Raw genomic sequence first — 14,714 nt, forward strand, 5'->3', positions numbered from 1 at the left:
GTCGACGGCACCCCCGCGCGCACGATTCCCGCATGATCACATCGCCTTTGGCGGCCGCCACGGCCGTCCTGCAGAACCCCCGCCTGCCGTCCGGAGACGACGAACGGTTCGTCGGCTTCGGCGTGATGGGCCTTCCGTTCGCCAGCGGACACTATCTGGCGTTGCGGGTATTTCCGGCCACGTCGTTTTCGCCCGGCTACCGGTCGGTGTGGCACCGCGACCCCGACGGGGCGTGGACCTTCTACGCGACGACACCGGGCCCGCAGAGCTGCGCCCGGTTCTTCAGCTCGGCGACGCCCAACGATGCGGTGCAGTGCGACATCGACGTCGCCTGGGTCACCCCGTGGTCGCTGTTCGTCGAGATCCCGGGATTGCTGGCCTGGCACATCGATATCGGCACCACCGCGTCCACCCGACTGATGAGCACGGTCGGCGGGCGGTTGCCGGCGCGGGCGTGGACCAACCGCGCGCTGCTGGCCGCCCTCGGCCGGGCCGCGGGCCCGACGCTGCGGGCCGGCCGGGTCCGCCTGTCCGGCACCGCGCCCAACGGGCAGCGGTTCATGATCGCCCCGGCGCAAGTGTGGGCGGTGGCGGGTTCGCGCGCGGCATGGCGCGGGGTGGACCTCGGGCTGGTCGGGCCGCTGCCGCACCAACCGCGGCTGGCCGGTTTCCGGCCGCCGCAGCGCGGCCTGTTCGTGGTGGGTTCGGGCCATTTCGAAACCTTCGACGCCGGCCGCCATCACGCCGTCGGACGCACTGTGCCAATCGGCTGACCGCGGACCGATGAGCTGGGCACAATGAGGCCCATGTCGGAGCCCGAACTGCCGACCCGGGCGGAGCTGCTGGCCGCGCTGTCGGTGGCGATCGACCTGGGTTTGGGCCAGCCCGCCGAGCACATGCTCCGGGCGGCGCTGATCGCGACCAGGCTTGCCGACCGGCTCGGGCTCGACACCGACGAACGGGATTGCACCTATTACACGACCCTGATCATGTGGATCGGCTGTCACGCCGACTCCCACGAATACGCGCGGTGGTTCGGCGACGACATCGCCGTGCGCCACGACTCGTATCTCGTCGACTGGTCCGGGCTGCCCTACCTGCGGTTCCTGGCCGGCAACGTGGGGCGCGGCCAGCCGCTGACGCACCGATTGAGCGTCATGGCAACGCTTTTCGCCAACGCGCGCGGCCACATCTCCCGCCTGATCCACTCGCATTGCACCTCGGCGGCCGTCCTGGCCGACCGAATGGGGCTGGGGCCCGACGTGCAGGCGGCCGTGGCGTTCGCCTTCGAGCGCTACGACGGCGGCGGGTTGCCCGCAGGCGCCCGGGGCGACGAGATCCCGATCCAGATGCGCATCGCTCAGCTGGCCGACATGGTCGAGGTGCACCATCGCACCTACGGCGTCGCGGGGGCCGAGGCCATGGTGCGTGATCGGCGCGGCGGGCAATTCGACCCCCAGGTCGCCGACGCCTTCCTGCGTCACGGCGAGCAGATCCTGGCCGGCCCGCAGGCCGGCGACTCCTGGGCCGCGGCACTGGCCGCCGCGCCCGATCGGGATCAGCGGCTCGACGACCGGTCGCTGGACGCCCTGCTCGTCGCCCTCGGCGACTTCGTCGACCTGAAATGCCCGTTCACCCTTGGGCATTCGCGCGCGGTCGCCCGGCTCGCCGGCGACGCCGCGCGGGCCGCGGGCGTCGACGCCGACGCGGTGGCCCTGACGCGACGCGCGGGTCACGTCCACGACCTGGGCCGCATCGGGGTGTCGAACCAGATCTGGTCCCGGGAGGGGCCGCTGACGGCCTCGGAATTCGAACGCGTGCGGCTGCACCCGTATCTGACGGTCCGCATCCTCAACCAGGTGCCCGGCCTGCGGCAGCTCGCGGAGGTCGCGGGCAATCACCATGAATGCCTGGACGGTTCGGGGTATCCGCGTGGGCTCGCCGGCTCCGCGCTCGGTCTGCCGGACCGGATCCTGGCCGCCGCGGTCTGCTATCAGTCCGCCTGCGAGCCCAGGCCGTATCGCGAGCAGATGTCGCCGGACGCGGCGGCCAGGCGGCTGCGCGGCCGGGCGCAGGCCGGTGAACTGGAATCGGTCGCCGTCGAAGCGGTGCTGCACGCGGCCGGTCAACCCGCGCAGCGGCCCAAAATGCGGCCGGACGGGTTGACCCCCAGGGAGATCGAAGTGCTGTGCCTGGTCGCGCGCGGCGCCTCCAACAAGGACATCGCGGCGTCGCTGGTGATCAGCGAGAAGACCGCCCGCAACCACGTCGAGCGCACCTACGCCAAGATCGGCGTTTCGAACCGCATCGGCGCCAGCATGTACGCGCTGCGCAACGGACTGGTCAAAAATACCTAGTGCCCCGCCCGGGGAAGATGAGGCAAACGACCTATGGTCGAGCGCTCGCACGCGGCGGACACTTAGCCCATGAAGCGATATCTGACGCTTGGTTACGGCGCCGCGGCGTACCTGCTCTTCCTCGCGGCCTTCCTGTATCTCATCGGTTTCGTGGGCAATTTCGCGGTGCCCCGAAGCGTCGATCATGGGCTCGCCGCGCCCATCGCCCAGGCCATCCCGATCAACGCGGTCCTGGTCACCCTCTTCGGGGTGCAGCACAGCGTGATGGCCCGGCCCGCGTTCAAGCGGTGGTGGGCACGCTTCGTGCCGTCGTCGATCGAGCGCAGCACCTACGTGGTGTTCTCGAGCGTCGTGCTCGCCCTGATGTACTGGCAATGGCGGACGATGCCGACGGTCGTCTGGGAGGTGCGGATGCCGGCGGCCCGCGCGCTGCTGTGGGCGCTGTTCTGGCTCGGCTGGGCGATCGCGCTGCTGGCGACGTTCCTGATCAACCACTTCGACCTGTTCGGGCTCCGGCAGGTGTATCTGGCGTCGCGCCAACAGCCTTACACCAGCGTCGAATTCCGCGTCCGGCTCCTCTACCGCGTGGTGCGGCACCCCCTGATGCTCGGGATGGGCATCGCGTTCTGGGCCGCGCCCGTCATGACGGCCGGGCATCTGTTGTTCTCGGTCGGCATGACGCTCTACATCCTGGTCGCCACCCAGCTGGAGGAGCGGGACCTGGTCGCGTCGCTGGGCCACCAATACCTCGATTACCGCCGCGAGGTGTCGATGCTTGTGCCTATTCCGCGACGCCGAGCTGCGGGGATGGCGCGGCAGGGCTGAGTCTCTAGCAGTTCCGTAGGAGGTCGGCGATCCGGCGCCCGCGCCCCCGTCCCACCTGTCAGGATTGACGGTATGGATGTCAAGGAGGTGCTGCTGCCGGGCGTCGGTCTTCGCTACGAGTTCACCGATCACAAGGGCGACCGCATCGGCATCATCGCCCGGCGAGGCGGCGATTTCGAGGTCGTCGTCTACGCCCGGGAGGATCCCGACGAGGCCCGCCCGCTCCTGCACCTCAGCGAGGAAGAGGCCGAGGTGGTGGCCGCGATCCTCGGGGCGCCCCGGATCGCCGAGCGGTTCACCGAACTGGCCCGGGAAATACCCGGGCTCGAGACCGGGCAGGTTCACATCCTGGCCGGCAGCCCGTTCGTCGACCACCCCTTGGGCGACACCCACGCCCGCACCCGCACCGGCGCCTCCATCGTCGCGATCGTGCGCAACGACGAAGTGCTCGCATCGCCCGGGCCGGCCGAAATGCTCCATGCCCGAGACGTTTTGATCGTCATCGGAACCCAGGACGGCATCGCCGGCGTCGAGCAGATAATCGACAAAGGCTGAGCCGGTGCAAATTTCGTGGGCGCTGCTGCTACAGCTCGGCGCCCTCCTGGCCACGCTGGCCGTATTGGGCGCCGCGGCACGACGATTCGCTTTGTCGCCGATACCGGTCTACCTGCTCGCGGGCCTGTCCCTCGGTAAGGGCGGCATCCTGCCGTTGGACGCGGGCGGCCAGTTCATCACGACGAGCGCGCCCATCGGCGTCGTGCTGCTGCTGCTGACCCTGGGCCTGGAGTTCTCCGCAGCCGAGTTCGCCACCAGCCTGCGCCACCACCTGCCGTCGGCGGGCGTCGACATCGTGCTCAACGCGGCGCCCGGCGCGGTCGCGGGCTGGCTGCTCGGACTGGACGGCGTCGCGATCCTGTGCCTGGCCGGCGTCACCTACATCTCCTCGTCCGGTGTGATCGCGCGCCTGCTGGAGGACCTGCACCGCCTCGGTAACCGGGAGACGCCGGCGGTGCTGTCCGTGCTGGTGCTCGAGGACTTCGCGATGGCGGCCTACCTGCCGCTGTTCGCCGTGCTCGCCGCGGGCGGCGGGTGGCTGCACGCGGTCGGCGGCATGGTGGTGGCGGTGGCCGCGCTGCTGGCGGCGTTCGCCGCGTCCTACCGCTGGGGCCACCACGTGGGACGGCTGGTCGAACACCCCGACTCCGAACAGCTGCTGCTCCGCGTGCTCGGCATCACCCTGATCGTGGCGGCGTTGGCCGAGTCCCTGCACGCATCCGCCGCCGTGGGCGCGTTCCTGGTGGGGCTGACGCTGACCGGCGAGACGGCGGAACGCGCCCGTCAGGTGCTGGGCCCCCTGCGGGACCTGTTCGCCGCGATCTTCTTCCTGGCGATCGGCTTTTCGGTCGACCCGCACGCGCTGATCCCGATGCTTCCGGCGGCGCTGATACTGGCCGCGGTGACGGCGGCGACCAAGGTGGCCACCGGGATCTTCGCCGCCCGGCGCGACGGGGTGGCGCGGCGCGGGCAGCTGCGGGCGGGCACGGCGCTCGTCGCCCGCGGCGAATTCTCGCTGATCATCATCGGCTTGGCCGGCACGTCGATCCCCGCGGTCGCCGCGCTGGCGACGTCGTACGTGTTCGTCATGGCGATTCTGGGTCCAGTGCTCACCCGCTACACGCCGGCGGCCCGCTGACGCCCGCGGCCGGGCCTTGATCACCGGCGGTCAACCGATGTGGAGGGCCACCACCAGCCACCGGGCGCCGGCGTCGGCGGGCATCCGCTCGACACGGCAGGCGATGGCGTGGACCCGGTTCCCCCGGCTGTAGGAGCCGGACACCTCGGCGGCGGCATCCGGGTCCCGATGACCGGCCGGCTGCAGCCGCACCCGGCGCAACACCGCGGCGCCCGCGCGCCCGGTGGCCGACTGACTCACCGCGACAACGGAATCCACCAGGCTGGGCGTCAGCAAGGGGCGCAGTTGCGCGGCCGGTCGGCGGCGGTCGATGACCTCCAGCACCCGGCGCAGCGCAGCGTCGGCGAACGCCGCCGCCTGGCGCATCTGCGGCGACGTGGCCGCGCGGACCGGCTCCGCGGGTTGCCGCCCGGGCGGGTAGGGGCGGGGGCCGCGGCGGCGCAGCGGTGCCCGCGCCGATGGCCGGCACGCCGGAACGCTCGGCGGGACGTCTTGCGGGGGAGGCTCGTAGTCGACGACGGGCAGGACGGCGAAGGCGTCGGACGGACCCGCGACAGGACTGCTGTTCACCACGCACTCTCCAACTCTTCGGTCGAACCGTGAGCCCGCTGGAGAGGGGCAGGCAGTGGTCATCATGGCACAACCGCGGCCCGCGCGTACCCGCGCTCGGCCGGGACCCGTCGAGACGATTACCGTGGGCGGGGCATCTCCTTAAGTAACAGGGCGATGATTCGACGAGGAGGACTGCGCCCTTATGGTGACCCGGCTGTCCCCATCGGACGCGTCGTTTTTTCGGCTGGAAAACACGGCCACCCCGATGTACGTCGGATCGCTGTCGATCCTGCGCAAGCCGCGCGCGGGATTGAGCTATGAGACGCTGCTGGCCACCGTCGAACAACGGCTGCCGCAGATCCCGCGCTACCGGCAGAAGGTCCGGGAGGTCCGGGTCGGTTCGGCCCGCCCGGTGTGGGTCGACGACGCCGACTTCGACATCACCTATCACGTGCGGCGCTCCGCGTTGCCGTCGCCGGGCAGCGACGAACAGCTGCACGAGCTGATCGCCCGCCTGGCCGCCCGGCCGCTGGACAAGACGCGGCCGCTGTGGGAGATGTATCTGGTCGAGGGCCTGGCCAAGAACCGGGTCGCCCTCTACACGAAGTCGCATCAAGCCTTGATCAACGGCATGGCGGCGCTCGAGATCAACCACGTCATCGCCGACCGCACCAGGCGTCCCCCGGCGCTGCCCGAGGACATCTGGGTCCCGGAGCGCGACCCGGGTAACGCGCGGCTGATTTTCGGCGCCATCGGCGACTGGTTCGTGGGGCCGGGCACCCAGCTGCAGGCCGTCGGGTCGGCCGTCGGCGGCCTGGTGACCAACCATGGCGAGCTCCTCGCGGCCGGCCGGCGGGTCGTCGATTTCGCGCGGGCGGTGGCGCGCGGCACCGCGCCGAGCAGCCCGCTCAACGCCACGGTCTCGCGCCACCGGCGGTTCACGGTGGCGAGCTGCAACCTCGAGGACTACCGCACGGTGCGCGCGCGGTATGACTGCGACGTCAACGACGTGGTGCTCGCGGTGATCACCGGGGCGCTGGGCAACTGGCTGATGTCACGCGGAGTGGCGGTGTCGCCGACGGCGACGGTGCGGGCCATGGCGCCGCTGCCGGTCTACGCCGACGGCCAGCTCGACGCGACCGGCCCCGGCCAGGCCATCAGCCAGGTGACGCCCTTCCTGGTCGACCTGCCGGTGGGGGAGCCGAACGCGGTGGTGCGGCTGTCGCAGATCGCGCACGCCACCGAATCCAACCCGACGGGTGCGCGCCTGGTGGACGCCAGGACCATCGTCACCCTGTCGGGCTTCGCGCCGCCCACGCTGCACGCCATGGGTATCCGCGTCGCCACCAGCTTCCCCACCTTCTCCCGGCGGACGTTCAACCTGCTGATCACCAACGCGCCCGGGGCCCAGTCGCAGATGTATGTCGCCGGCACCAAGCTGCTGGAGACCTACTCCGTGCCGCCGTTGCTGCACAACCAGGCGCTGGCCATCAGCGTGACGTCGTACAACGGCATGCTGTATTTCGGCATCAACGCCGACCGCGAAGCGATGAGCGACGTGGAACTGCTGCCAGGCCTGTTGAGCCAATCGCTCGAGGAATTGCTGGAAGCTTCCCGGTAATTAGTCCAGGTGAAAACCTGTGGCCGGTTCTATCATTCGTTGATGTGAGCACCGCGACGAAAAGCCCCAAGGCGAAACCGGCGAAATCGGCGGAGCCGAAAGCGCCCAAGATTTCCGAAGAGGTATACCGCGCCGAATTATTCCGCCTGCAAACGGAATTCGTGAAGCTGCAAGAGTGGGTACGGCACACCGGCCAGCGCCTCGTGGTGATCTTCGAAGGCCGCGACGGGGCGGGCAAGGGCGGCACCATCAAGCGGATCACCGAATATCTCAACCCGCGCGTCGCCCGCATCGCGGCGTTGCCCTCGCCGACGGAACGCGAACGCGGCCAGTGGTACTACCAGCGCTACATCGCCCATCTGCCCGCCAAAGGGGAGATCGTGCTGTTCGACCGGTCCTGGTACAACCGCGCCGGCGTCGAAAAGGTCATGGGATTTTGCACGCCGCAGGAGCATGCGCTGTTCTTGCGGCAGACGCCGATCTTCGAGCAGATGCTGATCGACGACGGGATACTGCTGCGCAAATATTGGTTCTCGGTCTCCGCTAACGAGCAGCTGCGCCGGTTCAAGGCGCGCCTGAGTGACCCTGTGCGGCAATGGAAACTCAGCCCGATGGACACCGAGTCGCTGTATCGGCGGGAGGACTATTCACGCGCCAAGGACGAAATGATGGTGCACACCGACACCCCCGTCAGCCCTTGGTACGTCGTGGAATCGGACATCAAGAAGCATGCGCGGCTGAACATGATGGCGCATCTGCTGGCTACCATCGAATACCACGACGTCGAGCGGCCCCACGTCAAACTGCCCAAGACCCCGGTGGTGAGCGGGAACTACCAGCGCCCGCCGCGTGAGCTGTCCAAGTACGTCGACGACTACGCGGCCACACTGATGGGGGATACGTGACGCTGGTCTACATCCCGGCCACGCTGGCCATGTTGCAGCATCTGGTCGCCGACGGCTCGTTGATGCCCGTCAACGGCACCGCGTTCGCGCTGACGCCGACGTTGCGGGAGTCCTACGCCGAGGGTGACGACGACGAACTCGCCGAGGTCGCGCTGCGCGAGGCCGCGCTGGCGTCGCTACGCCTGCTGGCCGACTCGGAAGCGGAGGGGGGCTTGCCGCCGCGGCGCGCGGTGCTGGCCGCCGAGGTCGGCGACGTCACCTTCCGTCCCGACCTCGACGACGCCGTGGTGAGGCTCGGCGCGCCCGTCGCACTCGACGAAGTGGTCGCCGCCTACGTCGACAACGCGGCGGCCGAGCCGGATGTGACGAAGGCCATCGAGGTCATCGACGCCGCCGACCTGGGTGACGAGGACGCCGAGCTGGTAGTCGGTGACGCTCAGGACCACGATCTGGCCTGGTACGCAAACCAGGAGCTGCCGTTCCTGCTCGAGCTGCTCTGACGCCGAATGTGACGCGTTCGGGGCGTGCCACCCTGGCTACGCAACCGTAGGTTACGCTACCGTAGGTTTCGTGAGGCCCCAGGAATCGACCACAATGGTGAGCGCAACCAAGACGCCGCGTAGTGAGCAGGAGCTTCCTCTGGGCAGACGTAACCCCGCTATCAAGGGCAACGTCGTCGAGACCAAGCGACCCGTTGTCGCGGGCGCGGACCGGCATCCCGGCTGGCACGCGCTGCGCAAGATCGCCGCGCGCATCACCACACCGTTGCTGCCCGACGACTACCTGCACCTGGCGAACCCCTTGTGGTCCGCGCGAGAACTGCGGGGCCGCATCCTAGAGGTGCGCCGCGAGACGGAGGATTCCGCGACCCTGGTGATCAAGCCGGGGTGGGGCTTCGACTTCGACTACCAGCCGGGTCAGTACATCGGGATCGGCCTGCTGGTCGACGGACGCTGGCGCTGGCGGTCGTATTCGCTGACGTCCAGCCCTGCCGCGACGTCCGGATCCGGCTCCGCGCGCACCGTCACCATCACCGTCAAGGCGATGCCCGAGGGTTTCCTCTCGACCCACCTGGTGGCCGGCGTCGCGCGCGGGACCATCGTCCGGCTGGCCGCGCCCCAGGGCAACTTCGTGCTGCCCGACCCGGCGCCGTCGTCGATCCTGTTCCTCACCGCCGGATCCGGGATCACGCCGGTGATGTCGATGCTGCGAACCCTGCTGCGGCGCAGCCAGATCGGTGACATCACGCACGTTCATTCGGCGCCCACCGAATCCGACGTGATGTTTCGCGCCGAGCTGGCCTCGCTGGCGGCCGAGCACCCGGGCTACCGACTGAAGCTGCGGGAGACCCGCTCGCAGGGCCGGCTCGACCTCGCCCTGCTCGACCACGAGGTGCCGGACTGGCGCGAACGCCACACCTGGGCCTGCGGGCCGGAGGGCATGCTGGCCCAGGCCGAGAAGATCTGGTCGGCCGCGGGCATCGGCGACCGGCTGCACCTGGAGCGGTTCGCGGTGTCCAAGGCCGCGCCGGCCGGCGCGGGCGGAACGGTCACCTTCGCGGAGAGCGGCCGCGCCGTCGCCGCCGACGCCGCCACGTCGTTGATGGACGCGGGGGAGGGGGCCGGCGTGCAGATGCCGTTCGGCTGCCGAATGGGTATATGTCAGTCGTGCGTGGTGGGTCTGGTGGAAGGTCACGTTCGCGACCTGCGCACCGGCGTGGAACACGATCCGGGCACCCGGATTCAGACGTGTGTCTCGGCCGCCTCGGGCGACTGCGTGCTCGACATCTAAAGGCTACTCACAGGTAACCTACGGGTTCGTAGGTTACGATAGCGTAGGTCTTGACCTGTTCAGGACGGACAAATCAAACCGTAGGGAGAAGAAGACGATGGCGATCACCGACGTCGACGTATTCGCCCATTTGACGGACGCCGACATCGAAAACCTGGCCGTTGAGCTGGACGCCATCCGCCAGGACATCGAAGACTCGCGCGGCGAGCGGGACGCCCGCTACATCCGCCGCACCATCGCGGCCCAGCGTGCGCTGGAGGTATCCGGCCGGCTGCTGCTGGCCGCCAGTTCTCGCCGCTCGGCCTGGTGGGCCGGCACCGTAACGCTGGGCGTGGCCAAGGTCATCGAGAACATGGAGATCGGCCACAACGTCATGCACGGCCAGTGGGACTGGATGAACGACCCCGAGATTCACTCCTCGACGTGGGAGTGGGACATGAGCGGGTCGTCCAAGCACTGGCGCTACACCCACAACTTCGTGCACCACAAGTACACGAACATCCTCGGGATGGACGACGATGTCGGCTACGGCCTGCTGCGCGTCACCCGCGACCAGCGCTGGAAGCGCTTCAACATCTTCAACCTGGTCTACAACACCATGCTGGCGCTGCTCTTCGAGTGGGGCGTCGGCCTGCAGCACGTGGAGATCGGCAAGATCGTCAAGAAGCGGATGGAGCACGACGACGCCCGGCAGCGGGTCGACGAGTTCCTGGCCAAGGCCGGCCGGCAGGTGGTGAAGGACTATGTCGCGTTCCCGGCGCTGACCGCGCTGTCGCCCGGCGCGACGTACCGATCCACGCTGAAGGCCAACGCGGTGGCCAACATCATCCGCAACGTGTGGGCCAATGCGGTCATCTTCTGCGGCCATTTCCCTGATGGCGCAGAGAAATTCACCAAGACCGACATGATCGGCGAAACCAAGGGGCAGTGGTACCTGCGCCAGATGCTGGGCAGCGCCAACTTCGAGGCGGGGCCCGCGCTGCGGTTCATGAGCGGCAACCTGTCCCACCAGATCGAGCACCACCTGTTCCCGGACCTGCCGAGCAACCGGTATGCGGAGATCGCGGTGCGGGTGCGCGAAATCTGCGACAAGTACGACCTGCCCTACACGACCGGGTCGTTCCTGGTGCAGTACGGCAAGACGTGGCGCACGCTGGCCAAGCTGTCGCTGCCGAACAAATACCTGCGCGACGACGCCGACAACGCGCCGGAAACCCGCAGCGAGCGGATGTTCGACGAGCTGGGGCCCGAATTCGCGGGCACCGACCCGGAGACCGGCCGCCGGCGCGGGCTGAAGACCGCCATCGAGACCGTGCGCGGCTGGCGGCGCGGCAAGCGCGCGCAACGCGACGCGCGGCGCGCGGACGACCTGGCGGCCTAGCGCAGCGCGTGCGGACGTGCACTCGGCGCGACGGGGGTCTAGCGTGACCCGTGCTGGAGTCGCCTGGGAGGAGCCAACCATGGGTGACGGAGACGTGCGGGCCGCGTTGCAGCGTCATTGGGCGGCCTCCGACGCCAACGATTTCGCGACTGAGCACGAAATCTACCGGGTCGACGCGTTTCTCGAATATCCGCAATCGGGTGAGCGCATCCGTGGCCGAGCCAACATTCAAGCCTCGCGCGCGGCCCAGCCGAACGCGAAACGCTTCACTGTCCGGCGGATGCTCGGCGGCGGAGATCTCTGGATCACCGAACTCGTCCTGACCTATGACGGGCAACCGTTCTATGTGGTCAGCGTGATGGAATTCGAAAACGGCGAAGTCGTCCGCGAGACGCAGTACTTCGGCGATCCCTTCGAACCGGGGCCATCCCGGGCTCAATGGGTCGAGCAGATGGACTGATCGCGCCGCCGTCGTTCGCCATACTGGGATGCGTGCAGGTGTTCGTCGGATCGCACGTGTCGCACTGGGATTTCCCGCGCAGCATGGCCAGCGTCGCGTTGATGGCCGAATTCGGTTGCGCGAATGGCATTGCCATGGCGGACGTGCTCAACGGGACCGGCCTGACGGAGGCCGACCTGCGCGACCACAACCGGATGATCGTCGGGCGTCAGGAGCTGGCGGTCGTCACGAACCTGGTGAACCTGCTGGGTGAAGCCGCCGACCTGGGGACGCGCGTCGGCGGCGGCTATCACGTCGGATCGCTGGGCATCTTCGGTTTCGCCTGCCTGACCAGTTCGACACTGGGCGACGCCGTCCGGTTCGCTGCCCGGTTCTACGAACTCAGCTACGGCTTCTGCCTGCCGACCGTCACGGTGGACGGGCCGGTGGCGGCGCTGCGGCTCGACCTGCCCGACGTGACCGGCCCGGTCGCGGAGTTCCTCGTCCGGCGCGACCTGGCGGCCATCGCCCAGGTCATGGCGGAGCTGCTCGGCCGTGCGGTCCCGTTCACCTCGATCGAGTTCACCGGTCCGGCGCCGTCCTCGGATGCCCTGGCCTGCAAGGCATTTGGCGTGACCCCGCATTACGATGCGCCGGCGAACGTGGCGCGCTGGCCGGCCGAACTGCTGGACAACCCGCTGCCGCAGGCCAGCGAGATCAGCGTGGCCATGTGCGAGCAGCAGTGCCGCGCCCTGTTGGAGCGGCGCCGGGCGCGGACCGGTGTCGCCCGGCAAGTCCGTGAGCGGCTGGCCTCGGTCGACGGCGAACCGCACACCATCGGGGCGGTCGCCCGGCAGCTGGCGATGAGCGAGCGGACGCTGCGGCGGCGGCTGGCCGAGGAGAACACGACCTTTCGGGACCTCCTCGAGGAGGTGCACCGGGTCCTCGCCGAGGAGCTGTTGGCGACGGGCGCGCTGTCGGTGGACGACGTCGCGTTGCGGCTTGGCTACGCGGAGGCGACGAGCTTCATCGCCGCGTTCAAGCGGTGGACGGGCACGACTCCCGCGCGCTACCAGCGGTCGGTCGCGCCGCGCGGGCGGTTGGTCGCCGTCTGATCGTGGCCGGAATTATGGATTTGCCGACCGCAATCGGTTGCCGGTGACGGGCGCCCCGGGCCTACTTTTCACTTATGACTTCGACTCGTCCTCGCGTATTGGTCATCGGGGCCGGCTTCGGTGGCCTCGCCGCCGCCTACGAGCTGTCCCGGGATGGCCTGGCCGATGTGACGGTGCTGGAGAAGGCCGAGGACATCGGCGGTGTGTGGCGGGAGAACACCTACCCCGGTGCCGCCTGCGACGTGCCGTCGAACCTGTACTCGTACTCCTTCGCCCGCAAGACCGACTGGGGGCGGCGGTATGCCGAGCAGGCGGACATCCTCGGCTACATCCACGACACCGCCGACCGGTTCGGCCTTCGCGAGCTGGTGCGCACCGGGGTCGAGGTCACGTCGGCGGCCTTCGACGACGGCACCGCCACGTGGCGGGTCGAGACCTCGTCCGGCGAGGTGTTCGAGGCCGACGTGCTGGTGCCCGCGGTGGGGCAGTTGTCGCGGCCGGCGCTGCCGAACATCCCGGGCCTGGATACGTTCGCGGGTCCCTCTTTCCATTCGGCGCAGTGGCGCCACGACGTCGACCTCGCCGGCAAGCGCGTCGCCGTCCTCGGCACCGGCGCATCCGCCATCCAATTCGTCCCACGCATCCGCCAGACCGCGCAGCGCGTCATCGTGTTTCAGCGGTCAGCGCCCTACATCGTCCCCAAGCCGGACCGCGCCTACACCGGCGCGCACCACGCCGCGTTCGCCAAGGCGCCCGGCTTCGCCTCCGCCATGCGAGGCCTGATCTGGGAGATCTCGGAGTTCTTCGGCCTCGCGCTGACCAAGGTCGCCCCGCTCGCCCGGCTGGTGGGCGTCGCCGCATCGGCAAACCTCAAGTGGCACATCAAGGATCCGGTGCTGCGGGCGAAGCTGACCCCCGACTACCCGATCGGCTGCAAGCGCGTGCTGTTCAGCAATGACTGGTACCCGGCACTGGCCAGCGACAACGTCGACGTCGAGACCGGCGCGATCACCGAGGTGACGGCCACCGGGGTGCGCACCGCCGACGGCAGGCTGCACGAGGTCGACGTCATCATCTACGGCACGGGGTTCAAGGCCACCGAATTCCTGGCCCCGATGATGATCACCGGCCGCGACGGTCGGGACCTGCAGTCCGAGTGGGCGGAAGGCGCCCGCGCCCATCTGGGCATGGCCGTGCCGGGCTTCCCGAACATGTTCCTGATCTATGGCCCGAACACCAACCTGGGCAGCAGCTCGATCATCCTGATGATGGAGCAGCAGGCCCGCTACATCCGCCAGGTCACCGAAGAGCTCGCCCGCGGGGGTGTGGTGCGCGCGTTCGAGGTTCGGCGCGCCGCGGAGCAGGCCTACGACGCCGAGGTCCAGGCCCGGCTCGACGCCGGCGTGTGGACCTCGTGCGACTCCTGGTATCGCGCCGCATCGGGCCGGGTCACCACCAACTGGCCCGGGCTGGTGCACGAATATCAGCGCCGCACAAGGGCGGTCGCGTTCGCCGACTACCTGGAGGTGTTGCCCAAACCGGTGGCCGAGGAGATCAGCGCCTGACCCGGAGCCGCCGGGACTACGCTCAAGGCATGCTCGCAGCGTTCGGATTCGAAACCATGGGTGTCGTCGTCGGCGACATGTTCTTCGTCGACCCGCGCCCGCTGGAAGGTCAGGAAACCCCGGAGCGGGGCGTCCGGCTGGAACTGCGGATTGTCGACCGGGACGAGCCGCAAGGGTCGATCTACGCCGGCGTCCCGATCGGCTTCAACCGCCCGGTGTGGCGGGTGGATCTGTTCGGCTCCACCGAAAGCCCGCCCGGGACCCTGGACCGGGCCCATCACCACCCGAAGTTCGACGGGTGGGAGCCCGGGCGACGGCACTTCGTCCCCGAGCTGTCGGCCGACCCGGTCGCCTGGCTGACCGATCAGCTCGCCGACCCGGCCGCCGTGCTGGCCCGGGCGGGGGTCGATCCCGACCAGGTCCCCGAAGCCGACAAGGCCGGCCTGGCCGCGTCCGCACCGGAGATCGTC

Annotated in this window: 15 protein-coding genes; 14 read left to right on the forward strand and 1 reads right to left on the reverse strand. The window is 69.2% G+C overall.

Annotation, left to right across the window (positions count from 1 at the left end; genetic code table 11):
• Positions 1-32 precede the first annotated feature (32 nt).
• From A5704_RS13725 to A5704_RS13745, 5 genes are all read left to right on the forward strand, one after another.
• Positions 33-773 carry a hypothetical protein gene (locus A5704_RS13725; protein WP_067759046.1) on the forward strand — a complete coding sequence of 247 codons (741 nt, stop codon included), beginning with the start codon at positions 33-35 and terminating at the stop codon, positions 771-773.
• 33 nt (positions 774-806) lie between these two features.
• A complete protein-coding gene (locus A5704_RS13730; protein ID WP_082954864.1) occupies positions 807-2,357 on the forward strand; it encodes an HD domain-containing phosphohydrolase in 1,551 nt (516 codons plus the stop codon).
• 69 nt (positions 2,358-2,426) lie between these two features.
• Positions 2,427-3,182: a methanethiol S-methyltransferase gene (gene mddA, locus A5704_RS13735; RefSeq protein ID WP_067759052.1), complete on the forward strand. Its 756-nt coding sequence runs from the start codon at positions 2,427-2,429 to the stop codon at positions 3,180-3,182.
• A gap of 72 nt (positions 3,183-3,254) precedes the next feature.
• A complete protein-coding gene (locus A5704_RS13740; protein ID WP_067759055.1) occupies positions 3,255-3,737 on the forward strand; it encodes a cation:proton antiporter regulatory subunit in 483 nt (160 codons plus the stop codon).
• Between the two features lie 4 nt (positions 3,738-3,741).
• Entirely contained in the window at positions 3,742-4,875 is a 1,134-nt protein-coding gene (locus tag A5704_RS13745) for a cation:proton antiporter (RefSeq protein WP_067759057.1), read from the forward strand.
• A 30-nt stretch (positions 4,876-4,905) separates the two neighbouring features.
• Here the strand turns inward: A5704_RS13745 and A5704_RS13750 are convergent, their stop codons facing one another.
• Positions 4,906-5,445 carry an Rv3235 family protein gene (locus tag A5704_RS13750; protein WP_197499031.1) on the reverse strand — a complete coding sequence of 180 codons (540 nt, stop codon included), beginning with the start codon at positions 5,443-5,445 and terminating at the stop codon, positions 4,906-4,908.
• A gap of 184 nt (positions 5,446-5,629) precedes the next feature.
• On the opposite strand from A5704_RS13750, the gene A5704_RS13755 reads away from it, so the two are divergent.
• From A5704_RS13755 to A5704_RS13795, 9 genes are all read left to right on the forward strand, one after another.
• Complete coding sequence (locus tag A5704_RS13755) at positions 5,630-7,048, forward strand: wax ester/triacylglycerol synthase family O-acyltransferase (RefSeq protein ID WP_067759060.1); 1,419 nt, start codon at positions 5,630-5,632, stop codon at positions 7,046-7,048.
• A 44-nt stretch (positions 7,049-7,092) separates the two neighbouring features.
• Positions 7,093-7,953 (forward strand): polyphosphate kinase 2, encoded by an 861-nt coding sequence (gene ppk2, locus A5704_RS13760; protein WP_067759063.1) that lies wholly within the window; start codon positions 7,093-7,095, stop codon positions 7,951-7,953.
• Positions 7,950-8,453: a hypothetical protein gene (locus A5704_RS13765; RefSeq protein ID WP_156670214.1), complete on the forward strand. Its 504-nt coding sequence runs from the start codon at positions 7,950-7,952 to the stop codon at positions 8,451-8,453. Before ppk2 ends, A5704_RS13765 begins: the two co-directional genes overlap by 4 nt.
• Before the next feature lie 97 nt (positions 8,454-8,550).
• Positions 8,551-9,744: a ferredoxin reductase gene (locus A5704_RS13770; RefSeq protein WP_369828458.1), complete on the forward strand. Its 1,194-nt coding sequence runs from the start codon at positions 8,551-8,553 to the stop codon at positions 9,742-9,744.
• 97 nt (positions 9,745-9,841) lie between these two features.
• Entirely contained in the window at positions 9,842-11,125 is a 1,284-nt protein-coding gene (locus tag A5704_RS13775) for a fatty acid desaturase (protein ID WP_067889438.1), read from the forward strand.
• Between the two features lie 94 nt (positions 11,126-11,219).
• A complete protein-coding gene (locus A5704_RS13780; RefSeq protein ID WP_197508487.1) occupies positions 11,220-11,585 on the forward strand; it encodes a nuclear transport factor 2 family protein in 366 nt (121 codons plus the stop codon).
• A complete protein-coding gene (locus tag A5704_RS13785) occupies positions 11,564-12,679 on the forward strand; it encodes an AraC family transcriptional regulator (protein WP_231969099.1) in 1,116 nt (371 codons plus the stop codon). Before A5704_RS13780 ends, A5704_RS13785 begins: the two co-directional genes overlap by 22 nt.
• Before the next feature lie 74 nt (positions 12,680-12,753).
• Positions 12,754-14,244 carry an NAD(P)/FAD-dependent oxidoreductase gene (locus tag A5704_RS13790; RefSeq protein ID WP_067889445.1) on the forward strand — a complete coding sequence of 497 codons (1,491 nt, stop codon included), beginning with the start codon at positions 12,754-12,756 and terminating at the stop codon, positions 14,242-14,244.
• A 29-nt stretch (positions 14,245-14,273) separates the two neighbouring features.
• Positions 14,274-14,714, forward strand: a 441-nt coding sequence (locus A5704_RS13795) for a hypothetical protein (RefSeq protein ID WP_067759072.1), incomplete at its 3' end; no start/stop codon positions are given.

This window comes from Mycobacterium sp. E735 (assembly GCF_001666955.1).
GTDB lineage: Bacteria > Actinomycetota > Actinomycetes > Mycobacteriales > Mycobacteriaceae > Mycobacterium.